This is a genomic window from Streptomyces sp. NPDC033136, assembly GCF_055578235.1.
The window spans coordinates 186,452-208,506 of record NZ_JBVIPD010000011.1; the positions used below are offsets into that span (position 1 = coordinate 186,452).

Below are 22,055 nucleotides of genomic sequence, written 5' to 3' on the forward strand. Positions count from 1 at the left end.
CCGGGTACGGCGCGGGGGAGCCCCGTACACACACGATTGGGTAGCCAGTGGTTCTGAAAACCTTCGGGTGGTCGTTCGCGGTCACCGCGCTCGGCCTGGTCGCAGCGATCTTCTACGGAGGGTGGACCGCGTTCGGCATCGTTGCGATCCTGTCCATCCTCGAGATCTCGCTGTCCTTCGACAACGCGGTGGTCAACGCCGGAATCCTGAAGAAGATGAATGCCTTCTGGCAGAAGATCTTCCTCACCATCGGCATCCTGATCGCCGTCTTCGGTATGCGGCTGGTCTTCCCCGTCGTGATCGTCGCGGTCAGCGCCCAGCTGGGCCCGATCGAGGCCGTCGACCTCGCGCTCACGGACAGGGACCGCTACCAGGAGCTGGTGACCGACGCCCACCCGTCGATCGCCGCCTTCGGTGGCATGTTCCTGCTGATGATCTTCCTCGACTTCATCTTCGAGGACCGGGACATCAAGTGGCTCGGCTGGCTGGAGCGCCCGCTGGCCAAGCTCGGCAAGGTCGACATGCTGTCGGTCTGCATCGCCCTGATCATCCTGCTGGTCTCCGCCATCACCTTCGGAGCCCACGCCCACCAGCACGGCGGCACCCATGCCGACAAGGCGGAGACCGTCCTGCTGTCCGGTATCGCCGGCCTGATCACCTACATGCTCGTCGGCGGACTCTCCGGCTACTTCGAGGGCAAGCTCGAAGAGGGGGAGGAGCGCGAACACGAGGCCGAGGAGAAGGCCGAGCGCGAGGGCAGGCCCAAGTCGGCGATCGCGCTGGCCGGCAAGGCCGCGTTCTTCATGTTCCTCTACCTGGAGGTCCTGGACGCGTCCTTCTCCTTCGACGGCGTGATCGGTGCCTTCGCCATCACCAACGACATCGTCCTGATGGCCCTCGGCCTCGGCGTCGGCGCCATGTACGTCCGGTCGCTGACGGTCTACCTGGTCCGCCAGGGCACCCTCGACGACTACGTCTACCTGGAGCACGGCGCGCACTACGCGATCGGTGCCCTCGCCATGATCCTGCTCGTCACCATCCAGTACGAGATCAACGAGATCATCACCGGCCTCATCGGCGTCGTCCTGATCGCCGCCTCCTTCTGGTCCTCCGTGCGCCGCAACAAGGCCATCGCGACGGTCGGGGGAGAGAGCGGCTCGGACGAGAAGACTCAGGTCTCGTCCGGGGTGTGACACCCCTCCGGGTGAGGAACGCTCTGTGCGGGGCGGCCACCGAGGCGACTCCTCGGCGGCCGCCCCGTCGGTCGTCAAGGGCCGCGGGTACGGCGATGACCCGCGGTCTCCAAGTGAACGTGGGGGCGGAATGGGCCTGTTCGACGGACTCCGGCGGGGCGAAGCGCAGTTCGACTCGGGCAACGGGACTACCAACGCGATCGAACTGACCAAGCGGCGCGCGCAGATATCACTCACCAAACAGGACGCGGCCAACGGCCATCTACGCGTCAACCTGAGCTGGCGGATGCGCACGTCCGACATCGGCGGCTCCCAGCGCGAGAGCCTGCTGCGGCACCCCTTCCGGGCCCTCAAACCGCCCGAGGTCATGGGCCACAGCCAGAGCATGGTCAACGTCGACCTCGACCTGGGCTGTCTCTACGAACTCCAGGACGGCACCAAGGGCGTCGTCCAGCCCCTCGGCGGCTACTTCGGCGACGTCAACGCCCCGCCCTACGTCAAGCTCAGCGGCGATGACCGCTTCGGCTCCGGGTCCGGCGAGACGATGTACATCAACCTCGACCACCGTGACGACATCAAGCGGCTGCTGATCTTCGTCTACATCTACGACCAGACGCCCGCCTTCGACCGCACCCAGGCGATCGTCACCCTCTACCCGAGCAGCGGACCGCGCATCGAGATCCACCTCGACGAACGCCAGCCGCAGGCCCGCTCCTGCGCCGTCGTCATGATCGAGAAGGTCAAGAACGAGATCGTGGTCCGCCGCGAGGTGAAGTTCGTCTACGGCTTCCAGGCCGAACTGGACCGCCTGTACGGCTGGGGGCTGCAGTGGGGGAGGGGCTACAAGACGAAGGTCGACCGCTGAGACCGTCGCGGCCGCGGCGTCTCAGCGGCCGATGAACTGCGGCCCCTGCGGCGGCAGACGGAAGTCCGGGTCGAGGGCCGGGCCGGCCGGCGGCGGGTAGGCGTAGCCGGACTGCGCGGCCGGGGCGCCCGCCGCGGCCGGGGCCTGGGGGTAGCCGTACGCGGGCCGGCTCGTGGGGTGCGGGTAGCCGTACGCCGGCTGCGTCGGCGGGGGCTGCTGGACCGGATACCCGTAGCCGGGCTGCGACGGCACCCCGGCCGGCTGCTCCGGGGGCAGCGGAGGGGATGCCTCGGGGGAGGCCTGCCGGGCGGGACCGGCGGTCGTGGGCTGCGCGGGTGCGGTCGTGGTGGGCGGGGTGGGGACCGACGTGGTCGGCTCCTCCTTCGCCGCTTCCTCCGCCGCCGCCTCCGACTCGTCCACCGAGATGCCGAAGTCGGTGGCCAGGCCCTTCAGCCCGTTCGAGTAGCCCTCGCCCAGGGCCCGGAACTTCCAGCCCTCCCCGCGCCGGTACAGCTCGCCGCAGATCAGTGCGGTCTCCTCGCCCGTCTCCGGCTTCACGTCGAAGTACGCCAGCGCCTCCGCGCCCGGGTCCACCGCGTCGTACAGCAGAATGCGCAGCGACTGTACGCGGTCGAACGTGACGCCGTCCGCCGATGCCACCACCAGAATCCGGCCGACTTCCGGCTCGACTCCGGTGAGGTCTGTCTGGACCGTGTCGGTCAGGCCCTCGGCGACCCGCTTCTTGCCGAGCCGCCACACCGTCCCGGAAGGGTGCCGGGGCTGATTGTAGAAGACGAAGTCCTCGTCGGAGCGCACACGACCGTCGGGGCCGAGGAGCAGCGCGGAGGCGTCGACATCCGGAACCCCCTGCCCGGGTGTCCAGCGCAGCACGGCGCGTACCGTGGTGGCTTCCAGCGGGACGTTCGACCCCTTCAGCATCGCGTGCGTCATGCGGTCATCCTGCCTTCTCGGTCCTGCTCACGACAACGCGGGGGGCCGCGGCGCCACGAGCGGCGCCGACGGCCGTCGCGGACTACCGTCGTCATGGCCGGGCCCGGCTGTGCTTGCCCGCGTTACCTGATATTCATGCCTGACGGGAACCTGCGACATGGACTTTTACGTACTATTACCGGCCAGCTTTCGTCGATTCGCAGGCCGCACCACCACCACGGGGGAGTTCCATGCGTCATTTCGGGCATATCGCCCCTGAGGTGCGGAAGCGTCTCTTCCATCGCGAGCCGTGCACGTTCGGCCCGGACTCACCGGGCCGGCTGCTCTCGGCGGCTCTGGGCGCCACGCTCTACAGTCCGGCCACCCGGCCCCGCCTCACCGACGACATCCTCAAGCAGGCGGGGCGCGGCGTCGTCTCGATGGTGCTGTGCCTGGAGGACTCGATCGACGACGCGGACGTCGGCCCGGGCGAGGAGAACCTCGTCCGCCAGCTCACCGCCCTCGCCGGCCTCCCGGACGCGGATCCGCCGCTGCTGTTCGTCCGCGTCCGCGTCCCCGAGCAGATTCCCGACCTGGTGCGACGCCTCGGCCCCGCCGTCCGGCTGCTGTCCGGATTCGTCCTGCCCAAGTTCACCGAAAACCGCGGCATCCCCTTCCTCGAGGCGCTGGCGACCGCCGAGGCCGAAAGCGGCCATCGCCTTTTCGCCATGCCCGTGCTGGAGTCGCCCGAGCTGCTCTACCGGGAGTCGCGCGTGGAGACCCTGGAGGGCATCTCCCGGGCGATCGACAAGTACCGCGACCGCGTCCTCGCCCTGCGCCTCGGCGTGACGGACTTCTGCTCCTCCTACGGACTGCGCAGAGGCCCCGACATGACGGCCTACGACGTGCAGATCGTGGCGTCCGTGATCGCCGACGTGGTGAACATGCTGGGCCGCGCCGACGGGACCGGCTTCACCGTGACCGGGCCGGTGTGGGAGTACTTCCGCGTCCAGGAGCGCATGTTCAAGCCGCTGCTGCGGCAGAGCCCCTTCCTGGAGGTGCAGGCGGCGGAACTGCGCGAGAAGCTGATTGAGCACGCCATGGACGGCCTGCTGAGGGAGATCTCCCTGGACCACGCCAACGGCCTGCTGGGCAAGACCTGCATCCACCCCTCCCACGTGCTTCCGGTGCACGCCCTGTCGGTCGTCAGCCACGAGGAGTACACGGACGCCCAGGACATCCTGCGCCCCGAGCGCGGCGGCGGGGGCGTGCTGAGGTCGGCCTACACGAACAAGATGAACGAGGTGAAGCCGCACCGGGCCTGGGCCGAGCGGACCCTGCTGCGCGCCGAGGTTTTCGGCGTGGCGGGCGAGGACATCGGCTTTGTGGAACTGCTGGCGGCGGGGCTGCGGGACTGACGGCACGGAGTGTGAAGGGCTCGGAAGCACAGGGGGCCGGGGACCCTTGGGGTACATCGGTGGACTCGACGCAGGGATTTCATGGACAAGGCAGTGAACGAGGGGGAGCACCGCGAGGTGCGCGACAGCCCGCGGGCCGGCCGGCCGGCCGGGGCGACCGGGCAGACCGACGGCGTCTGGTCCGGCGACTGGGTCGCCGAGCGGCTCGGCGTCGAGCTCGCCGGCGACGACCGGCTGACCGGCATGCTGGGGCTGGCCCTGCGCCGCAACCCCAAGCGGGCCCACCTGCTCGTGTCGAACGTGCTGGGCAAGCACGTACCGCAGTCGCCGTCCGTCGTGTACGGGCACGGCGTCGCGCTCGGCCGCCGCGTGCGTGAGCTGCTGGGCGCCGACGAGGCACGCGCGGCCGTCGTCCTCGGCTACGCGGAGACCGCGACCGGCCTCGGCCACTCCGTCGCCGACGGGCTGGGCCTCGCCCCCTGTCTGCACTCCACCCGCCGCCCGGTCGCCGGTGTCGCCCCGGCCGGCGGCTTCGAGGAGTCCCACTCCCACGCGACCTCGCACCTGCTGCTGCCGGAGGACCCCGCGCTGCTCACCGGTGAGGGGCCGCTGGTCCTGGTCGACGACGAGTTCTCCACCGGCAACACCGTCCTCAACACCATTCGTGACCTGCACGGACGCTGTCCACGGCGGCGCTACGTCGTGGTCGCGCTGGTGGACATGCGCTCGCCGGCCGACGCCGGCCGGCTGGAGGAGTTCGCCCGCGAGATCGACGCCCGCGTGGACCTGGTCACGGCGGCCTCGGGAACCGTGCGGCTGCCCGAGGGGGTGCTGGAGAAGGGGCAGGAGCTGGTCGCGCGGTACGAGTCCGGGAGCGCCACGGAAGACGGTTCGTCGTGGCCGGTCGCGCCCCGCGGCGGAGCCGTATCTCGACACAGCCCCGCGCCCCTTGAAGGCGTTGCAACGAGCCCCTTGGGGGCGCCGGGAACTGCGCGACCAGCCCCCACCGGCCCGCACCCGGACGACAACGGCACCCGCCCCCACATCACCCGCGTGGACCTGCGCTGGCCCCGCGACCTGCCGGACGGCGGGCGGCACGGGTTCACGCCCGCCCACCGGGAGCGCCTGGAGGCCGCCCTGCCCGCGATGGCGGCCCGGCTCGCCGAGGCGCTGCCGCAGGGAGCCCGGCGCGTGCACGTACTGGGCTTCGAGGAGCTCATGTACGCCCCGCTGCGGCTCGCCGAGACCCTGGAGCGGACGACGGACGCCGAGGTGCGCTACTCCACCACCACCCGCTCGCCCGTCCTCGCCGTCGACGACCCCGGCTACGCGATACGCACCCGCCTGGTCTTCCCCGCGCACGACGACCCCGCGGACGGACCCGGGGAGCGGTACGCCTACAACGTCGCGGGCGCCGGTTTCGACGCCGTCGTCGCCGTCGTCGACTCGGCCGCGGACACCCCCGCCCTGCATGCTCCCGACGGTCTGCTGGCCCGGCTGGCCGCGCACACGCCGCGGGTCCTCCTCGCCGTCGTACCGTCGTACGTCCCCGAGCCCCCGCATGCCTCCGAAAGGCCCTCCATGCTGCCCGAGCCCCTGCGCGGCCCCGCCTTCTCCTCGTACGCGCCCGAGGAGGTCGGCTGGCTGCTCCAGGACCTCTCGGACGTGACGCTGGAGGCGCCGACCGAGGAGCGCGAGGAGGCGATCCAGAGCGGCGGCGCGCACTACGCGGAGTCGCTGCCCGTGGAGTACCAGCCGAGCGAGCAGTACCAGGGACTGTTCCACGCCGCGCTGGAGGACTCGGCGGCCCGCATCGCCCAGGCGGCCGGGGTGGTCACCGAGACGGTCCTCGCGGAGCGGTCCCCGCGCCCCGTCCTGGTCTCCCTGGCCCGCGCCGGGACCCCCGTCGGCATCCTCATGCGCCGCTGGGCCCAGTACCGGCACGGCCTCGACCTGCCGCACTACGCCGTGTCGATCGTCCGCGGCCGGGGCATCGACGCCAACGCGCTGCGCTGGCTCGCCGAGCACCACGACCCCCGGGACGTCGTCTTCGTCGACGGCTGGACCGGCAAGGGCGCCATCACCCGCGAACTCGCCCAGGCGCTTACGGAGTTCGAGAAGTCCGACGGCATCACCGGCTTCAGCTCCGAGATCGCGGTCCTGGCCGACCCGGGCTCATGCGTACGGACCTACGGCACCCGCGAGGACTTCCTCATCCCCTCCGCCTGCCTCAACTCGACCGTGTCCGGCCTGATCTCACGGACCGTGCTGCGCGCGGACCTGGTCGGACCGCACGACTTCCACGGCGCGAAGTTCTACCGCGAACTCGCCGGAACCGACGTCTCGGTAACCTTCCTGGACGCCGTGTCCGCCCGCTTCCCCGAGGTCGCCGACGCTGCCTGCGCCCAGGCCAAGGACCTGCTCGCCGCCGACCGCTCGCCCACCTGGGAGGGCTGGGCCGCCGTCGAGCGCATCAGCGAGGAGTACGGCATCCACGACGTGAACCTCGTCAAGCCCGGCGTCGGCGAGACCACCAGGGTGATGCTGCGCCGCGTGCCCTGGAAGGTCCTGGCACGCGCCGGCGCGGGCAGCGACCTCGACCACGTCCGCCTGCTGGCCGAGCAACGCGGCGTGCCCGTCGAGGAGGTCGCCGAGCTGCCCTACACCTGCGTCGGCCTGATCCACCCCAGGTACACCCGGGGCGCGACCGGCGCCGACGGCAAGGCGGTGACGGTCTGATGCCCGCACTCGTCGCGAGCGACCTCGACCGCACACTGATCTACTCCGCCGCCGCTCTGGCGCTGACCATGCCGGACGCCCGGGCGCCCCGGCTGCTGTGCGTGGAGGTGCACGAGAGCAAGCCGCTGTCGTACATGACGGAGACGGCGGCCCAGCTCCTCACCGACCTGGGCGACGCGGCCGTGTTCGTGCCGACGACGACCCGGACGCGCAAGCAGTACCAGCGCATCAACCTGCCGGGACCCGCACCCACGTACGCGATCTGCGCGAACGGCGGACACCTGCTGGTGGACGGCGTCTCCGACCCCGACTGGCACGCACAGGTGACCGCACGGCTGGCCGACCAGTGCGCGCCCCTGGCGGAGGTGCAGGAGCACCTGCTGCGGGCCGCCGACCCGGTCTGGGTGCGCAAGCACCGCGTCGCCGACGACCTCTTCGCCTACCTCGTCGTCGAGCGTGAACTGCTGCACGAGGACTGGGTGAAGGAACTCGCGGTGTGGGCGGAGAACCGCGGCTGGACCGTGTCCCTCCAGGGCCGCAAGATCTACGCCGTGCCCAAGCCGCTCACCAAGAGCGCGGCGATGCGCGAGGTGGCTCGCCGGACCGGCGCCGACCTCACCCTCGCCGCCGGCGACTCCCTGCTCGACGCCGACCTGCTCCTCGCGGCCGACCAGGGCTGGCGCCCCGGGCACGGGGAGCTGGCCGACACCGACTGGACGGCTCCCGCGATCAGGGCGCTTCCCGAGCGGGGCGTCCTCGCCGGGGAGCGGATCCTGCGGGAGCTCCTGCGGACGGTGCGATCACCTCGGTGACGCCGGCGCCACCGTCGAGGCGGGACGGGCGCGGGCCCTCGGCCTGGACCCGTCCGTCCAGCCGGCGGCGGCCTGCGCCCGGTCGCAGCGCCCGCAGCGCGATGAACACCAGCACCGCGAGCGCCGCCATGGCCAGGACCACCTTCGAGTAGGCGGAGACGATGCTCGTGACCTGATGCCAGTTCGCGCCGAGGAAGTAGCCCGCGAGGACGAACGCCGTGTTCCAGATCGCGCTGCCCAGCGTGGTCAGCCCCAGGAACACCGGCAGGCGCATGCGCTCGACGCCCGCCGGCACGGAGATCAGGCTGCGGAAGACCGGGATCATCCGGCCGAAGAACACCGCCTTGGTGCCGTGCCGCAGGAACCACGCCTCCGTCCGCTCGATGTCCGAGGCCTTCACCAACGGCAGCCGGGCCGCCATGGCCACCGTCCGGTCACGGCCGAGCAGCGCACCGACGCCGTACAGCGCGAGCGCGCCGATCACCGAGCCGGCCGTCGTCCACAGCAGGGCGGCGAGCAGGCTCATCCGCCCGCTGCTGGCGGCGAACCCGGCGAGCGGCAGGATCACCTCGCTGGGCAGGGGCGGGAACAGGTTCTCCAGGGCGATGGCGAGACCGGCACCCGGCGCGCCCAGCGCGTCCATGAGGTCGTTGACCCACTGCGGTCCGGCGTCCGCGGCGATGGCTGTCATACCGCCACGCTAGGAAACCGAACCTGAAGGGCTCCTGAGGAAACCTGAGAAAACCTGAGGAACGGCGTCAGCCGCAGCAGCCGCCACCGCAGCAGCCGCCGCCGCCCCCACCGCCCGCGGGGGGTGCCGGTGCCGGGGCGGAGGCCGAGCCGGCCACCGAGACCGTGGAGAGGAGCTTCACCGTGTCGTCGTGACCCGAGGGGCAGGCCGCGGGAGCGGAGGACTCCGCCATGGGACGGCTCAGTTCGAAGGTGTCGCCGCAGGTCCGGCAGCGGTACTCGTAGCGAGGCATGCCCACAGGTTAACCGGCACGGTCAATGGCCGGCTCCGCGTTCCTCGCGGATCCGGGAGACCACGTGGGCCACGGCGCGGCGTACCGCTTCCGTCTCCGTGAGGAAGTGCCAGTAGTCGGGGTGGCGGCCGTCGAGGCCGGCGATGGCGCGGTCCAGGCGGGAGACGGCGTCGTCCAGGGGGCGGGCATGGCGCGGGTCGGGGGTGTTGCGGCCGGCCATGGCGAGGCGCTGGGCGTCGCGGATGGTGAAGCGGGTGCGTTCGATCTCCTGCTGGGGGTCCTTCTGCACGGCGTTCAGGCGGTGCAGGCGGTCGCCGGCGGCCGAGACGGCCTCGTCGGTGCTGTTGAGGAGGGCTCGTACGGTCGACAGCAGGGCCGTGGCGTCGGGCCAGCGCTGTTCTTCGCGGGCGGTGCGGGCCTCGGCCAGTTTCGTCTCGGCCTGGCGTACGTTCCCGGCGGCGATGTCGGGGACGTGCTGCAGGTCCTGCCAGCAGGCCGCAGTGAAGCGGCGGCGCAGTTCGCTCAGGATCGGGTCGACCTGCTCCGAGCGGGTGGTGAGGGCCTGGGCGCGGGTCCGCAGGGACACCAGCCGGTGGTCGATCTCGGCCGCGCGCTCCGGCAGCCGCTCGGCCTCCACACGGACCGCCTCGGCCTCGCGGGTGACCTGCTCGGCCCGCTCCAGGGTCCGCGGTACGCCGTGCTGGCCCGCGCCCTGGTTCAGCTTGGTGAGCTCCGGTGAGAGGGCGGCCAGACGGGCGGCGAGATCGTCCGCCCTCAGACCCGAGCCTCGTACGGAGTCGAGGGCGTTGGAGGCGGCGAGCAGGGCCTGGCGGGCGCGTTCGACCGCGGGGGCGAGACGGGCCAGCTGGGTCTCGGCCTTGCCGAGCAGGGGGCCGAGGCCGTCGGTGAACCGGTCCAGGTCCTGCTTGACCCGGCCGAGTTCCTCCTTGGCGGCGGTCAGCTCGGCGCGGGCGCGGGAGGCGGCGGAGGCCTCCAGGTCGTCGCGGTCGAGGTCGTGGGCGTCGACGGCGTTGATGTACTGGTGGCTGGCCTCGTCGATGCGTCTGCCGAGGGCGTCGAAGTCGGCGACGGCGCGGCGGGCGGCGGGGGAGTCGTCGACCGCGGTGATCGTCTCGATCGAGATGCGCAGGTCGCGCTGGGCGGTGTCGAGCTCGTAGAAGGCGGCCGCGGCGGCGTCCTTCGCGGTCTGCGCCTCGGCCCGCTGGTTCTCGGCCCGGCCGCCGAACCAGCGCCGGGTGCCCCCGCCCGCGAAGGCGGCGGGCAGGGCCAGGGCGGCCAGCAGGGGCAGCACCGTCAGGGCGAGGGTGTCGCGGAGCGGGCCCGGGGTGCGGGGGAGGCGGCGGCGCGGGAGACGGGCGCGCGGCACCGACGGCGAGTACGGCTGCGCTGGTGTCGCCGTCACATCCCTCTCCCGTGCTGTGGTCCACCCTGCCCGGTGTCATTCTCCCACCGGTTAAGGACGAACACACAGGCCGGTCAGTTCACCGTTCGGACCGTCACTTTGCCGTCGCCGGTGCGGGCGGACACCACATGGGCGCTGTTCTCGTCGCGGGGCACGGACACATCCACTCCGCCGTCACCGGTCTCGGTGGTCACGCGGTAGGCGGCCCGGGGGAGGGCGATGGTCACGGAGCCGTCGCCGCTGCGGGACTCCACGCGGTCCGGTACGACGCCGAACTCCAGACGGACCGAGCCGTCGCCGGTGTGGGTGCGGACCTCGCGGGAGGAGACGTCCGCCCGGATGGGGACCTGCGATGAGGAGCCGCGATACGGACACGCGACGCGGACCCGCCATACGGGTTTGCGGGACAGTCCCCCAGGCGATGTAGGCTGTCGACTCGTCCTGGGCGCGTGACCCGGGAGCCGGGTGCGTAGCTCAGGGGTAGAGCGCCTGCCTTACAAGCAGGATGTCGGCGGTTCGAAACCGTCCGCGCCCACAGGATCCAGCAGCAGGCCCCCCAGGGACTTCCCCCGGGGGGCCTCTTCTGTGATCACCAGAGCCGGTCGGCAAGCGCCGCCCCCGGGCGTCACGAGGCTCCGTCGGTCTCCTCCGGCGGGGCCTCGTGCGCGTGCTTCAGTTCCGAGCGGGCCGCGACCCGTTCCGGGCCGGTGAGTTCGGACCAGTAGCGGTGGGTGCTGACGAACACCGCGAGCTCGTGTTCCCGTCGGCGGAGCTTCTCCACTTCGGCCTGCTCGTCGGCGGTCCAGCCGGGGGAGGCGGGACGCTCCACCTTGCGCCAGCCGGTGTCGTCGCTGAAGCCGTCGAGTGGCTCCACCGACCAGGGAAGCCGCTTCAGCAGGGCCGACAACTCGGCCCGGACCTGATGGAGTTCCTCCTGACCGGCGAGGAGGTCACTCGGAAAGTCATAGGTCGTAGCCACGGCCCAATGATACGCCTGTTCGAATTGGGTGGGCGAGTTCCTTCCTGTGGTTCATGCGAACGGGTGTACCAACGCCAGGACGCGGGATCAGCCGCTCCCCGAGCTCCCCGATCCACCCGATCCACCCGGACCACTCGCGGCCGGCCCCCCGGTCAGCTCGCCCACCACCCGAGCGGTCACCGGCGCCGCCACGCCATGGCGCTCGGCGGCACGCAGCAACGCGCCGCCGATGGCGTCCAGTTCGAGCGGCCGGCCCGCCTCCGCGTCGCGCTGCATCGACGACTTCGTCGTCGGCGGGAAGGAGTCGTAGCGGGCGAGGGCCTGGGCGGGGTCCGCCGGGCCGCCGCAGGCGTGGCTGATCGCGGCCGTCTCCTCGACGAGGGCGGTCAGTTCGTCGCGATGCCGGGTGCGGACCTCGCCGAGAGGGAGGCAGATGGGAGTCCCCCTGGTCGAGCGAAGTCGAGAGCTCGGGGGAGGGTGGTCAGCAGGGCGAACGGGGCCAGGAACGACATCTTCGCCCACAGGGCCGCCGTCTCGTCCTCCAGGACGCGGGTGGTGGGGCCTGCGGCGCTGAGGGCCTCGATGCCGTCGGTGCGCAGGGCCTGGGCGGTCTACTCGCCGGACAGGCAGATCACGCGGTGGCCGGCGCGGGAGAGCAGGGCGGCGAGCAGGCCGCCGACGCCGCCGGGGCCGAGGACGGCCACGGTGAGTTCGTTCGCCACGGAGGGTTCCTCTCGTCGGTCGGCCCCGGGACGGTGGCCGCCTCCGGACGGTCATGGCAGGCATCGCTGTCGCACCGGGGCCGAAAGGGTGAGACTGGGGGCATGTGCCGGAGTATCAAGACGCTTCGTCCGCCCGCGTTGCCCGAGGAGGCCACGGTGGCGGACGTGCGCGCTGCCGCTTTGCAGTACGTGCGGAAGGTTTCGGGCTTCCGCGCCCCCGCCGCTCACAACCAGGAGGTGTTCGACCGCGCCGTGGAGGCCGTCGCGCAGGCGACGGCCGAACTGCTCGACGGGCTGGAGGTCCGGGGGGCCGGGGCCCGCAGGGCCGGTTAGGCCCCCTGGTGGAGCCGCGGAGTCTCAGACCAGCTCGGGCTGCGGCTCCGGTCGGGGCGCCGGCGTGACGGTCCCTTCCCACAGCTTGACGGTCCGCAGGTAGCCGTAGACCACCGAGGCCATCACCAGCAGGAGCAGCGGGCCGGAGATCCACGGGTAGCGGGCCATCTCCAGCGGAGCGAAGCGGTACGACAGCAGGAGCGTGGCGAAGACCACCGTCCCGTGGACGACCAGCAGGGTCCCGGTCCGGTCCCAGCCGCGGTCGAACGTGCGCAGCGCCGCCTCGATGGTGTAGGCGAACACGACGCCGGCGACGAGGTCCACGCCGTAGTGCCAGCCGAAGCCCAGGGTCGCGGCGAGTGTGGCGATCAGCCAGAACGTGCCCGCGAGACGCAGCCCGCGTGGGCCCTTGCGGGAGTGGATGAAGATCGCGGTGGCCCACGCCGTGTGCAGGCTGGGCATGCAGTTGCGCGGCGTGATCTCGTCGAAGGGCATCTGGTACGGGGTGGTGACCGGCGGCAGGGTGTCCGGCCACAGGTCGGCCGCCGCCCAGTGCCCGCCCTCGGGGCCGTAGGCGAAGATCGGGCCGACCACCGGGTAGACCATGTAGACGGCCGGTCCGAGGAGGCCGATCACCAGGAAGGTGCGCACCAGGTGGTGGCGCGGGAAGCGCTGCTCGGCCGCCACGTTGCGCAGCTGGTACAGCGCCACGACGACCGCTGCCACCGCGAGTTGGGCGTAGACGTAGTCGAGAGCGTGCTCGCCGACCGGGCCGGAGGCCCTGAGGATCCGGCCCGCCAGCCACGACGGGTTGCCCAGCGCGTGATCGGCCATGGCGAGGTACGGATCGAGCGTGACCGGGAGGGTCTCCGACGTGATGAGCAGCCAGGTGTCGCCGGTCTTGCGGCCGGTCACCAGCAGCAGGCCGAGTCCCACGCCCTTCAGCATCAGGATCCGTTCCCGGCCGGTGCGGCGGGTGAGGGCGATGACCGCGCAGCCCAGGATCACCCACAGGGCGCCGTTGCCGAAGGGGTGGCCGTCGGTTGTCTCGGCGCCGGTGGCCCACCGCACCAGCAGGAAGACGAGGTCGATGCCGATCGCGGCACCGGCGGCGATGAGCCGTTGCCGCCAGGTGAGCACCACCATCATCAGCGCCATGCTGGCGTACAGCAGGAAGCCGGACTTCGGGGCGTGGATCACCTCGCGCGCCTGCATGGTGATCGGCCCCGGTATGCCGAGGTGGCGCGCGGCGACCTGGAGCGCGACGAGTAACCCGAGAGTGATCATGCCCGCCGCGGCCCACAGCATCGCCCGTGGGTGGCGTCTCGCGGCGAGCACGATCCGTCTTATTCGAGAGGCTTTCCCCGACGCTGTGGTGGTCAATGTCTCAGCCGCTTCCAGGTCTTGAAGTGGTCGTGGTGGTGGGCCGGAACCCGGTCTACGACGTCTGCGGCTCGCGCCGCATCAGATACGCCGCCCCCGCACCGGCCCCGAACAGCGCTCCCACCGACACCGCCGTCGCCAGCCAGCTCGCGCCCAACCAGTGGGCGCCGAAGTAGCCGAGGGCGACGCTGTACGCGGCCCAGGTGAGACCGGCCAGGGCCGACCAGGGGAGGAAGTCGCGGGCGCGGTGGTGGGCGGCGCCCGCGCCGAGGGAGACGACCGAGCGGCCGGCGGGCGCGAAGCGGGCGAGGACGACGAGGGCGCCGCCGCCTCGCGCGAGGGTCGCGCCGAGACGTTCCTGCGCGCTGGTCAGCCGTCGGGAGCGGGAGATCGCCCGGTCCAGGCGGTCCCCGCCGCGCCAGGCGAGCCGGTAGGCGACCAGGTCACCCAGGACGGAGGCGGTGGCCGCGCACAGGGTCAGGACGAGGATGTCGGGCACGTCGGTCGCTGAGCCCGCGGCCGCCGCCGTGGCCACAGTGATCACCAGGATGCCGCTGGGCAGCACGGGCAGGAACACGTCGAGCAGGACGGACAGGGCCACCACCGCGTAGATCCATGGGCTGCCGATCAGCGACCCCACCTGCTCCAGCACCGCGACTCCCCGTGATCCCCCGTGGGCCAGACCGTGCCGCGATGGCGCGGGGGGAGCGGCAGGAGTGGCCATGACAGCCATACAGCGTACGCCCGGGGCGTGACGGGCGATTCACGGGGGGCTCGTATGTTCGGTACCGGCTGTTCACCTCGTCCCTACTCGTCCTTGCTCGCCCCGCCCCGACCCGCCCGTCCCTACCGCCCCGGCCCGCCCCGGTCGTCACCCGGCTGCCGTGTTCGGCGAGGTCTGGCTGGACTTCACCGCCGACCGGCGTGGGGCGGGCGCGGTGCGGGCCCGGCACGACTGGGGGTTCCGGCGGGGCGTGGCGTCCTCGGTCGTGGTCCACGGCGCGCCGGGCGGCGCCGGGGTCGGCGTCGCGTGCTTCACGGTGCCGTTCGGGTGGGTGGCCGCCGGGGCGTGGGGGAGCAACGCAACGGCGCCTCCCCGGTGCACGGGAAGGCGCCGTTCCGCGGAACCGGCCGGGCCCGGACGGCTCAGGCCGCCACCGGCGTCTGGTCGGTGGACCGCTGCCCCTGCGCGGACGGGCGCCGCGACAGCAGCCGGTCCACGCCGAACGCGCCGGAGCCCGTGAAGATCAGCAGGAACATGGCCCAGCAGTACATGGCCGCGCCCTCGCCGTGGTTCTCGATCGGCCACAGGCCCTCGGGCTGGTGGACCTTGAAGTACGCGTACGCCATGGCGCCGGAGGAGATGAACGCCGCGACCCGGGTGCCCAGGCCCAGCAGCACCAGGGTGCCGCCGACGAGTTCGATGACGGCGGCGTACCAGTTCGGCCAGGCGCCGGTCGCGACGGTGCCGCCCTTGCCGTCCACGCCTCCGAGGACGCCGAAGAGCGCGACGGCTCCGTGGCAGGCGAACAGCAGGCCGATGACGATTCGGAACAGTCCGAGCGCATACGGCTGAGCGCCGTTGAGGCGTGCGGTCATGTGGGGTCTCCTACGGTTGGCCGGCCCTGGGGGAGAGCCGGTCGGGGACAGAACCGATGAGTAACCACGTTAGGTGTGCCTAATTGATACTTGCAAGTTCAACATTTGGCCACGGTTTTGCCTCCGCTTGGGGCGCGATCCCGGCCCCTGCCGCACGTAGAGCCGCTCTCGCGACCGCGTCCGCGTCCGAAAGGGTGACCGAATCCACACCTGGCCGGGCCCCCGCGGCGGTGACCCAGTGCACGCCTTCTGTCGGCACGCCGAAGGCGAACCGCCTTGTGTGTACAACTCCTTGACGGTCGATCAGATGATAAGGGCGTGTGGTGACATCCAACCCCCCTGTCTCGTAACCGTCCACGGTGTGCGGGCGGCACTGTCCGGTGCGCAGCAGTCCGGCGAGGAGGTCGTCGGCGGTGCGCCGAAGGTCCGGTTCCGGCAGACGGGCCTCTATGAGCGTTGTCACACGGACGGCCGAACCCGGCACGTCGGGTGAGTGCGCCGCCCAGGCCCCCTCCTCGTCGCTCACGTGCAGGCGCGGCCCGAGCACCCGCACCACACCCGCCTCCACCAGGGCCGCGAGCTCCTCGATACGGCGCCGGGGCGGGCCGATGGAGAGGAACGCGTTCAGCGGGGTGTACCAGCGGTCCAGGTGATCCCGGCGGGAGGCACCGGTGAGACCGCCGTGGTCGACGATGAGCCGGAGTTCGTTCCGCAGGTCGCGCAGCACGTCGAGAGCGGCCTTCGACGGGCCGTGCACATTGCCCAGCGCGGCCTGTGCGGCGTCCTCGCGCAGATACGACAGCAGCCAGTCGCGCCACTCACCGGGATGCGCGAACTCCCGCCCGGCATGCGGCTGGGAGATCCGCTCCCAGCACCACCGGTCAGCGACCGGCACCCCGAACTCATCGAGCACCAGGGCCTCTTGGGGGTCTCCGTGCGCAACGGCGAGGAAGCGGTCGGCGAACTCCGGACCGGCACCCCCCGTGCGCCGGACCAGGGCGGAGTAGTAGACCGTTTCCACCTCCTTCGCCACCAACGGCCATATCTCCGCGAGGAAATCGGGCGCCTCCCCGGAGTCCGCGCGCTTGCGGAAGCCCGCGATCACCTCCGGGGTGAGGACGAGGGGGGTGTGCCGGCCGTACGGGCCCTTCGCGTTGTCGCCGCGGGCCTGGTACGGGACGCCGCGCCGGGAACCGGCGTACAGCCGCGGCTCGCGGCCGGAGGGGAGGTAGCGCAGATGCCGGCCGTCCCGTACGAAGCGGCCGCCGCGGCCGGTCGTCAGCAGGGCCATGTGATCGAAGAAGTTGAGGCCGAGGCCGCGCAGCAGGACGGCTTCGCCCGGCGGGACGCGGGAGAGGTCGACGTCGGCCGGATTGGCGGGCGGGATGTGGTGCAGGCCGTGCCGGGCGGCGTGCGCCGCGAGACGGAGCCGGTCCGGGTCGGCCGTGGCCGGCAGATGCCCCTGGGCGAGGACCACCGCGGACAGGCCGGTCAGGGTGCGGCCGTCGTCGAGGGTGACGGTCTGGTGGCCGCCGGGGCCGTCGTCCAGCCGTGTCGCGCGGGCCCGGTGGGTCTCGACGCGCACGGCCGGCGGTGCGCCCCGCACGACCTCGGCGAACACCCACTCCAGATACCGGCCGTAGTCGGCCCGGGTCGGGTACTCGTCCGGCCCGAGTGCCCCGCGTGACCACGCGTGCAGGCTCGGGCCCGGGCGGATCGGCCCCGAGCAGTCCACGCTGTCGTCGGTGAACAGGGTCACCTGGCAGGCCACCGTGTTCATCAGCAGCTCGGACGACTGGGCGGTGCGCCAGACGCGGCCGGGGCCGGGCGGGTCCGGGTCGATCACGTGGACCGTCAGCCGGGCGCCGGGCGGGAGCAGTTCCGGGGCGGAGGCGCACAGGCGTTCCAGCACGCTGGTGCCGCGCGGCCCGGCGCCGACCAGGGCGACGGAGACACTCGGGGGATTCGCTGCCGGAGCGGATTCCTCGGTCGACGCAGACAAGGGTGGGACTCCCGGGCGTGGGGGGCGCGTGTCGTCGGTCCGCCGGGCAGGAAGCGGACGGTCCGCCTCATCATGCCGTCGCCGGGAGCGGGAACCGAGGTTCGTGGGCAAGGATTGACGGTCTCTGTGGGATGCGTCACTAGCATCATGGGCCACAGCTGCAACAAGTGATAGTAAGCAGAAAATTGGCGACAGTAGGCGGTAATAGGCGGTAATAGGCGGTAATAAGCGGCAAACAGCGGTGACAAGCGGATGGAATGGGTGAGTTGCCGGCGATCTCGCGGGAAGCCCCGGCGCGTTCGGGCCGGGGATGAAACGTGTCTCAGGACCGCTCCGCTGACCGTCGTGACGGGGTGAGTTCGGATTCCGCGAGCGTCGTCAGGCGCGGTCCCGTCCCCTTCTGCACCTCGGCCTGTTCCAGTCGCAGCCGGGCCGAACGGCCCCGCAGGGTCAGCGTCATGAGCTGGTTGCCGAACCAGGGGCCGCCCGTCTTGCGCCAGCTGACCGGCAGACGCGCCAGACGGCCGTGCCGGGCGAGGCCGCGGCCGATGCCGCGGGCCATCGCGCTCCACCCGATGCGGAAGGCCAGCCGCATCGACATGGGGACCGAGTTGTGTACGGGGGAACAGACGAGCTGCACCACCCGGGCGTCCGGGCCGGAGCCGGACCAGGAGGGCTCGGCGACGTAGGCGTGGTGCACGTCCCCGGACAGTACGCACACCGTCGCCGGCGCGTCCCGCCCCGAGCCCGCCTCGGCGATCAGTTCCGCCAGCCCGGCGAAGGACTCGGGGAAGGCCGACCAGTGCTCCAGATCGGCGGCCCGCCGCAGCTTCTCCCCGAACCGCGCCCAGCGCTCGCCCCGTTCGCCCCGGCACAGCGCCGCGTTCCACCCCTCGGCGTCGTGCACCAGGTGCGGCAGCAGCCAGGGCAGTGAGGTGCCGAGCAGGAGGTGGTCGTAGCCCTCGGAGCGGGCCCGCACCTGCTCGCGCAGCCAGGCGTCCTCGCCCGGGTCGAGCATGGCGCGGTCCCGCTCGTCCAGGACGCGGGCCGCGCGGCTGTCGATCATGACCAGGCGCACGCGCCCGAAGTCGCGCCGGTAGCTCCAGCGGACCGTGGTCGGATCGGCGTCGGCGCGGGCGGCGAAGGTGCGCAGCACATCGGTGCCGTCGGGGACCTCGCGGACCGCCTCGTACACCGGGTCGGCGGCGAGCTCCTCGAGGGAGAGGTTCCCGAGGTGCTGGTGGACCCAGTACGACATCAGGCCGCTCAGCAGCCGCTCCCGCCACCAGCCGGTGGAGCGCATGTCGGCGAGCCAGGCGGCGGAGGTGTTCCAGTCGTCGATGACGTCGTGGTCGTCGAAGATCATGAAACTGGGCACGGTGGACAGCAGCCAGCGGATCCGCGGGTCGAGCCACGACTCGTAGTAGAGGTGCGTGTATTCCTCGTAGTCCGCGACGCCGCTGCCCGGCGGCTCCTTCAGGTCGCGGCGGGCGGCCAGCCAGCGCTGGGTGGAGTCGGAGGTCTCGTCGGCGTACACCTGGTCGCCGAGCAGCAGCAGGACGTGCGGCCGTTCGCCCTCCGGGTCGGCCGTGAGACGGGTGGCGAGCGCGTCCAGGGCGTCCGGGCCGACCGGGTCGTGCCCGCCCGCCGGTGGGGAGGCCCAGCGGCAGGAGCCGAAGGCGACCCGCAGGCCGCCCTCCGGGCCCGGGGTGTGGATCGCCGAGGGCGGGAAGGGCGAGCCCGGCAGCGGCCACACGCGGGTGTCGTCGAGGAAGACCTCGTACGTGGTGGTCGTGCCGGCCGTCAGGCCGGTCACCGGGATCAGCGCGTAGTGGTGGCCCGCGATCTGGAAGGTGCGGGCCGTGCCGCCGGCGCCGTCGGCGCAGCGCACCTCGGCGGCGCACGGACGGCTCGTCTCGACCCACACGGTCGCGGACGAGCCGTCGGTGTACCTCAGCAGCGGGCCGAGGCGCAGTGCGGACATGTCGTTCCCCTCTCCGTCGCCCCGTACGGTACGGAAGGACGGAGGTCAGCGGGGAGGTCCCGACACGAAATCCGCGCGCGTGTCAGCAGCTCGCGAGGTGGTTCTGCAGCGCCGACTTCTCGGCCGAGTCGACCGAGAGGCCGTAGTAGTACTTCACCTGGACCCAGGCACGGACGTAGGTGCAGCGGTACGCCGTCCGGGAGGGCATCCAGGTGGCCGGGTCCTGGTCGCTCTTGGCCTGGTTGACGTTGTCGGTGACCGCGATGAGCTGCGGACGGGTGAGGTCGTTGGCGAAGGACTGGCGGCGGGACGTCGTCCAGGAGCCGGCCCCGGAGTCCCAGGCCTCGGCCAGCGGGACCAGGTGGTCGATGTCGACGTCGGAAGCGGCGGACCAGGTGGCGCCGTCGTAGGGGGAGTACCAACGGCCGCTGGTGGCCGCGCAGGAGGAGTTCTGCTGGACGTTCGTGCCGTCGCGCTCGAGGACGACCTCGCGGGTGTTGCAGGAGCCGGACTGGGTGATCCAGTGCGGGAAGAGGTCGCGGTCGTAGCCGGTGCGCTTCTCGGTCGCCACGGTGAGCGAGGCGAGGTAGGAGCGGGCGGTGGCGCCGCTCACGGGGGTGGGGAGGGCGGCGGAGGCCGTGGGGGCGCTGAAGAGGGCCACCGAGGATATGAGCGCGGTGGCCGCCGCGGCCACGCCGAGCCGTCGACGCGCGTAGAACCTGGGCATGGGAACTCCCTGGGGAGAGGGGGTGTTGGCTTGCGAGCGAGGGGAATGCTCGCGGTGCCGTGTTGCGCACAGGTGTGCGCCCGGTGAGAAGTTAGTGACGCGTCCATGACATGACAAGGTTTACGGGGAAAGTTTCCATGCGGACGCGTCCCGTACGATGGACGGCGCAGAAGGGGAGTAGCTCTTCGCCGGACCGTCGACATACTGCTCAGCCCGCCTGAGCCGGCGCCCGGAGGCCGGTCCTTCACGGACCCGCCAGCGAGACCTTCGGCAAGCAGTGCACGCCCGTGCCCTCCGGCGCGGGCGCCGAGTGTGCTGCCGTGCCGAGGTGTCGTGTGCGAAGGTTCAGCACTCTCGGTGGGGCAGCCCCGACCGATTGAGGAACCCTTGATCAGCCTGACCGTGACGGCCGTCGTCTTCGGTGTCGTCTTCCTCGCCGAACTGCCGGACAAGACCGCTCTCGCCGGCCTCGTCCTCGGCACCCGCTACCGCGCCTCCTACGTCTTCGCCGGTGTCGCCGCCGCCTTCGCGCTGCACGTCGCGCTCGCCGTCGCGGCCGGCAGTGTGCTGACGCTGCTGCCGCAGCAGATCGTGCACGCGCTGACGGGTGTGCTGTTCCTCGCAGGGGCCGCGACGCTGATGCTGAAGAAGGGCGAGGACGAGGAGGAGGTCCGCAAGCCGGAGAACCAGTCCTTCTGGAAGGTCTCGGGCGCGGGCTTCATGCTCATCCTGGTCGCCGAGTTCGGCGATCTCACCCAGATCATGACGGCGAACCTGGCCGCCCGCTACGACGACCCGCTCTCCGTCGGTCTGGGCGCGGTGCTAGCGCTGTGGGCCGTGGCCGGGATCGGCATCGTCGGCGGAAAGGCGCTGATGAGGAAGGTGCCGCTGCGGCTGATCACGCAGATCGCGGCGCTGCTGATGCTGGGGCTCGGGGTGTGGAGCCTGTGGGAGGCCGTGACCGGGTGAGCTGAACAGTGGGTGAACGCGCGGAGGGACCCCCTGGCGCGAAGGCGGGATTGTTTTGTACCGTGGGGGAACAAAGTGGCCCTCGCCCGTTCTCCCTGACCGGCGGGCGGGGCCGCCTTGTCCCTCCCGGGGTGTGACGGGCGCGATCCGTCGTCCGCCCCTCTCCCGCGCCGGAACGCGCACCGAGCCTTGGAGCTGCCGATGACGGCCACCGCCGTGCTCACCGCCCGCGCCCTCCTGCTGGACATGGACGGCACCCTCGTCAACTCCGACGCCTCCGTCGAGCGCGTCTGGCGGCGCTGGGCCGAGCGCCACGGGCTCGACGGGGACGAGGTCATGAAGGTCGTCCACGGGCGGCAGGGCTACGCCTCGATGGCGCTGCTGCTGCCCGGCCGGCCGATGGAGCGGAACCACGCCGACAACGCCCGGATGCTCGCCGACGAGACGGCCGACACGGACGGTGTCGTCGCGATCCCCGGGGCGCCGGAGTTCCTGGACTCGCTGCGGGGGCTCCCGCACGCGCTCGTGACCTCCGCCGACGTGCCGCTCTCGAACGCGCGGATGGCCGCGGCCGGGCTGGGCCTGCCCGAGGTGCGGGTGACGGCGGAGTCCGTCGGCGCGAGCAAGCCCGACCCGGAGGGCTTCCTGAAGGGCGCCGCCGAGCTGGGCGTCGCCCCCGCGGACTGTGTGGTCTTCGAGGACTCCGGGGCCGGGATCGCGGCGGGGCGTGCCGCCGGCATGACGGTCGTCGGGGTCGGGCCCCGGGCCGCGTCCCACGAGCCGGACGTGGTCGTGGCGGACCTCACGCGGGTGCGCGTGGAGGCCGCGGCGGACGGGACGATCCGTCTCCACGTCGGCTGAGGGACGCTCCCGCGATCAGCCGGCGTGGGCGGCGATGACACGTGCGCACTCAGACACCGCACGATCCCGGACTTCCCCGAGCTGGAACCGCCGTTGAGCACGATCACCTGAGTAGTCACCGCGTCACAGTAGG

20 protein-coding genes, 1 tRNA gene and 3 pseudogenes are annotated in these 22,055 nt (G+C 71.9%); 9 read left to right on the forward strand and 15 right to left on the reverse strand.

Annotated features, from left to right (window positions below; all coding sequences use genetic code 11):
• Positions 1-47 precede the first annotated feature (47 nt).
• Both ACZ5TL_RS22000 and ACZ5TL_RS22005 read left to right on the forward strand, forming a co-directional pair.
• Positions 48-1,193 (forward strand): DUF475 domain-containing protein, encoded by a 1,146-nt coding sequence (locus tag ACZ5TL_RS22000; protein ID WP_468591774.1) that lies wholly within the window; start codon positions 48-50, stop codon positions 1,191-1,193.
• A 130-nt stretch (positions 1,194-1,323) separates the two neighbouring features.
• Positions 1,324-2,058, forward strand: coding sequence for a TerD family protein (locus tag ACZ5TL_RS22005; protein ID WP_468591775.1), 735 nt, complete (start codon positions 1,324-1,326; stop codon positions 2,056-2,058).
• 21 nt (positions 2,059-2,079) lie between these two features.
• On the opposite strand, the gene ACZ5TL_RS22010 is transcribed toward ACZ5TL_RS22005, so the two are convergent.
• Positions 2,080-3,009, reverse strand: coding sequence for a TerD family protein (locus ACZ5TL_RS22010; RefSeq protein ID WP_468591776.1), 930 nt, complete (start codon positions 3,007-3,009; stop codon positions 2,080-2,082).
• A gap of 230 nt (positions 3,010-3,239) precedes the next feature.
• Here ACZ5TL_RS22010 and ACZ5TL_RS22015 point away from each other — a divergent pair, with 230 nt between their 5' ends.
• The 3 genes from ACZ5TL_RS22015 to ACZ5TL_RS22025 all read left to right on the forward strand — a co-directional run bounded on the left by ACZ5TL_RS22015 (position 3,240) and on the right by ACZ5TL_RS22025 (position 7,957).
• Positions 3,240-4,406 carry an HpcH/HpaI aldolase/citrate lyase family protein gene (locus ACZ5TL_RS22015; protein WP_468591778.1) on the forward strand — a complete coding sequence of 389 codons (1,167 nt, stop codon included), beginning with the start codon at positions 3,240-3,242 and terminating at the stop codon, positions 4,404-4,406.
• Between the two features lie 81 nt (positions 4,407-4,487).
• Positions 4,488-7,145 carry a phosphoribosyltransferase gene (locus ACZ5TL_RS22020; protein WP_468591780.1) on the forward strand — a complete coding sequence of 886 codons (2,658 nt, stop codon included), beginning with the start codon at positions 4,488-4,490 and terminating at the stop codon, positions 7,143-7,145.
• Positions 7,145-7,957 (forward strand): HAD family hydrolase, encoded by an 813-nt coding sequence (locus ACZ5TL_RS22025; protein ID WP_468591781.1) that lies wholly within the window; start codon positions 7,145-7,147, stop codon positions 7,955-7,957. The genes ACZ5TL_RS22020 and ACZ5TL_RS22025 overlap by 1 nt, the downstream gene beginning before the upstream one ends.
• Here ACZ5TL_RS22025 and ACZ5TL_RS22030 read toward each other — a convergent pair.
• The 4 genes and pseudogenes from ACZ5TL_RS22030 to ACZ5TL_RS22045 all read right to left on the reverse strand — a co-directional run.
• Positions 7,875-8,648, reverse strand: a complete 774-nt coding sequence (locus tag ACZ5TL_RS22030) for a DedA family protein (protein WP_468591782.1) — start codon at positions 8,646-8,648, stop codon at positions 7,875-7,877. The genes ACZ5TL_RS22025 and ACZ5TL_RS22030 overlap by 83 nt on opposite strands.
• A gap of 67 nt (positions 8,649-8,715) precedes the next feature.
• Positions 8,716-8,940, reverse strand: a complete 225-nt coding sequence (locus ACZ5TL_RS22035; RefSeq protein WP_468591783.1) for an FmdB family zinc ribbon protein — start codon at positions 8,938-8,940, stop codon at positions 8,716-8,718.
• Positions 8,941-8,962: 22 nt separating this feature from the next.
• Positions 8,963-10,363, reverse strand: a complete 1,401-nt coding sequence (locus ACZ5TL_RS22040) for a hypothetical protein (RefSeq protein WP_468591784.1) — start codon at positions 10,361-10,363, stop codon at positions 8,963-8,965.
• A gap of 74 nt (positions 10,364-10,437) precedes the next feature.
• A pseudogene (locus ACZ5TL_RS22045) lies at positions 10,438-10,701 on the reverse strand (DUF4097 family beta strand repeat-containing protein); the annotation flags it as partial.
• A 125-nt stretch (positions 10,702-10,826) separates the two neighbouring features.
• Here ACZ5TL_RS22045 and ACZ5TL_RS22050 point away from each other — a divergent pair.
• Positions 10,827-10,898: transfer RNA gene (locus ACZ5TL_RS22050), tRNA-Val, on the forward strand.
• Positions 10,899-10,988: 90 nt separating this feature from the next.
• Here the strand turns inward: ACZ5TL_RS22050 and ACZ5TL_RS22055 are convergent.
• Together ACZ5TL_RS22055 and ACZ5TL_RS22060 are read right to left on the reverse strand one after the other, a co-directional pair.
• Positions 10,989-11,342: a hypothetical protein gene (locus tag ACZ5TL_RS22055; RefSeq protein ID WP_468591785.1), complete on the reverse strand. Its 354-nt coding sequence runs from the start codon at positions 11,340-11,342 to the stop codon at positions 10,989-10,991.
• An 87-nt stretch (positions 11,343-11,429) separates the two neighbouring features.
• Positions 11,430-12,064, reverse strand: a pseudogene (locus tag ACZ5TL_RS22060) (ketopantoate reductase family protein).
• 102 nt (positions 12,065-12,166) lie between these two features.
• Here ACZ5TL_RS22060 and ACZ5TL_RS22065 point away from each other — a divergent pair.
• Positions 12,167-12,397, forward strand: coding sequence for a DUF2277 domain-containing protein (locus tag ACZ5TL_RS22065; RefSeq protein WP_468591786.1), 231 nt, complete (start codon positions 12,167-12,169; stop codon positions 12,395-12,397).
• Between the two features lie 24 nt (positions 12,398-12,421).
• Here ACZ5TL_RS22065 and ACZ5TL_RS22070 read toward each other — a convergent pair whose 3' ends face one another.
• The 7 genes from ACZ5TL_RS22070 to ACZ5TL_RS22100 form a co-directional block, all read right to left on the reverse strand.
• A complete protein-coding gene (locus ACZ5TL_RS22070; RefSeq protein WP_468591787.1) occupies positions 12,422-13,705 on the reverse strand; it encodes a phosphatase PAP2 family protein in 1,284 nt (427 codons plus the stop codon).
• 130 nt (positions 13,706-13,835) lie between these two features.
• Positions 13,836-14,432, reverse strand: a complete 597-nt coding sequence (locus ACZ5TL_RS22075; protein WP_468591788.1) for a DedA family protein — start codon at positions 14,430-14,432, stop codon at positions 13,836-13,838.
• Between the two features lie 219 nt (positions 14,433-14,651).
• Positions 14,652-14,861, reverse strand: a complete 210-nt coding sequence (locus tag ACZ5TL_RS22080; RefSeq protein WP_468591790.1) for a hypothetical protein — start codon at positions 14,859-14,861, stop codon at positions 14,652-14,654.
• Positions 14,862-14,926: 65 nt separating this feature from the next.
• Entirely contained in the window at positions 14,927-15,379 is a 453-nt protein-coding gene (locus ACZ5TL_RS22085; protein ID WP_468591791.1) for a DoxX family protein, read from the reverse strand.
• A gap of 79 nt (positions 15,380-15,458) precedes the next feature.
• The gene (locus tag ACZ5TL_RS22090; protein WP_468591792.1) at positions 15,459-17,381 is read right to left on the reverse strand and encodes an FAD/NAD(P)-binding protein; all 1,923 of its coding nucleotides are present in this window, start codon (positions 17,379-17,381) and stop codon (positions 15,459-15,461) included.
• A 322-nt stretch (positions 17,382-17,703) separates the two neighbouring features.
• Positions 17,704-19,365, reverse strand: coding sequence for an alkaline phosphatase D family protein (locus ACZ5TL_RS22095; protein ID WP_468591794.1), 1,662 nt, complete (start codon positions 19,363-19,365; stop codon positions 17,704-17,706).
• A gap of 82 nt (positions 19,366-19,447) precedes the next feature.
• Positions 19,448-20,092, reverse strand: a complete 645-nt coding sequence (locus tag ACZ5TL_RS22100) for an HNH endonuclease family protein (RefSeq protein ID WP_468591796.1) — start codon at positions 20,090-20,092, stop codon at positions 19,448-19,450.
• A 387-nt stretch (positions 20,093-20,479) separates the two neighbouring features.
• Here ACZ5TL_RS22100 and ACZ5TL_RS22105 point away from each other — a divergent pair, with 387 nt between their 5' ends.
• Together ACZ5TL_RS22105 and ACZ5TL_RS22110 are read left to right on the forward strand one after the other, a co-directional pair.
• The gene (locus ACZ5TL_RS22105; protein ID WP_468591797.1) at positions 20,480-21,061 is read left to right on the forward strand and encodes a TMEM165/GDT1 family protein; all 582 of its coding nucleotides are present in this window, start codon (positions 20,480-20,482) and stop codon (positions 21,059-21,061) included.
• 201 nt (positions 21,062-21,262) lie between these two features.
• Entirely contained in the window at positions 21,263-21,922 is a 660-nt protein-coding gene (locus ACZ5TL_RS22110; protein WP_468591798.1) for an HAD-IA family hydrolase, read from the forward strand.
• A 29-nt stretch (positions 21,923-21,951) separates the two neighbouring features.
• On the opposite strand, the pseudogene ACZ5TL_RS22115 reads toward ACZ5TL_RS22110, so the two are convergent.
• Positions 21,952-22,041: pseudogene (locus ACZ5TL_RS22115) on the reverse strand (phosphotransferase-like protein); the annotation flags it as partial.
• Between the last annotated feature and the right edge of the window lie 14 nt (positions 22,042-22,055).

What these genes read in the sequence shown, in the direction of transcription:
- ACZ5TL_RS22005 (WP_468591775.1), top strand. Translation starts at nt 1,324, where the DNA reads ATGGGCCTGTTCGACGGACTCCGGCGGGGCGAAGCGCAGTTCGACTCG.
- ACZ5TL_RS22010 (WP_468591776.1), bottom strand. Translation starts at nt 3,009, where the DNA reads ATGACGCACGCGATGCTGAAGGGGTCGAACGTCCCGCTGGAAGCCACC.
- ACZ5TL_RS22015 (WP_468591778.1), top strand. Translation starts at nt 3,240, where the DNA reads ATGCGTCATTTCGGGCATATCGCCCCTGAGGTGCGGAAGCGTCTCTTC.
- ACZ5TL_RS22020 (WP_468591780.1), top strand. Translation starts at nt 4,488, where the DNA reads ATGGACAAGGCAGTGAACGAGGGGGAGCACCGCGAGGTGCGCGACAGC.
- ACZ5TL_RS22025 (WP_468591781.1), top strand. Translation starts at nt 7,145, where the DNA reads ATGCCCGCACTCGTCGCGAGCGACCTCGACCGCACACTGATCTACTCC.
- ACZ5TL_RS22030 (WP_468591782.1), bottom strand. Translation starts at nt 8,648, where the DNA reads ATGACAGCCATCGCCGCGGACGCCGGACCGCAGTGGGTCAACGACCTC.
- ACZ5TL_RS22035 (WP_468591783.1), bottom strand. Translation starts at nt 8,940, where the DNA reads ATGCCTCGCTACGAGTACCGCTGCCGGACCTGCGGCGACACCTTCGAA.
- ACZ5TL_RS22065 (WP_468591786.1), top strand. Translation starts at nt 12,167, where the DNA reads ATGTGCCGGAGTATCAAGACGCTTCGTCCGCCCGCGTTGCCCGAGGAG.
- ACZ5TL_RS22070 (WP_468591787.1), bottom strand. Translation starts at nt 13,705, where the DNA reads ATGCTGTGGGCCGCGGCGGGCATGATCACTCTCGGGTTACTCGTCGCG.
- ACZ5TL_RS22085 (WP_468591791.1), bottom strand. Translation starts at nt 15,379, where the DNA reads ATGACCGCACGCCTCAACGGCGCTCAGCCGTATGCGCTCGGACTGTTC.
- ACZ5TL_RS22095 (WP_468591794.1), bottom strand. Translation starts at nt 19,365, where the DNA reads ATGTCCGCACTGCGCCTCGGCCCGCTGCTGAGGTACACCGACGGCTCG.
- ACZ5TL_RS22100 (WP_468591796.1), bottom strand. Translation starts at nt 20,092, where the DNA reads ATGCCCAGGTTCTACGCGCGTCGACGGCTCGGCGTGGCCGCGGCGGCC.
- ACZ5TL_RS22110 (WP_468591798.1), top strand. Translation starts at nt 21,263, where the DNA reads ATGACGGCCACCGCCGTGCTCACCGCCCGCGCCCTCCTGCTGGACATG.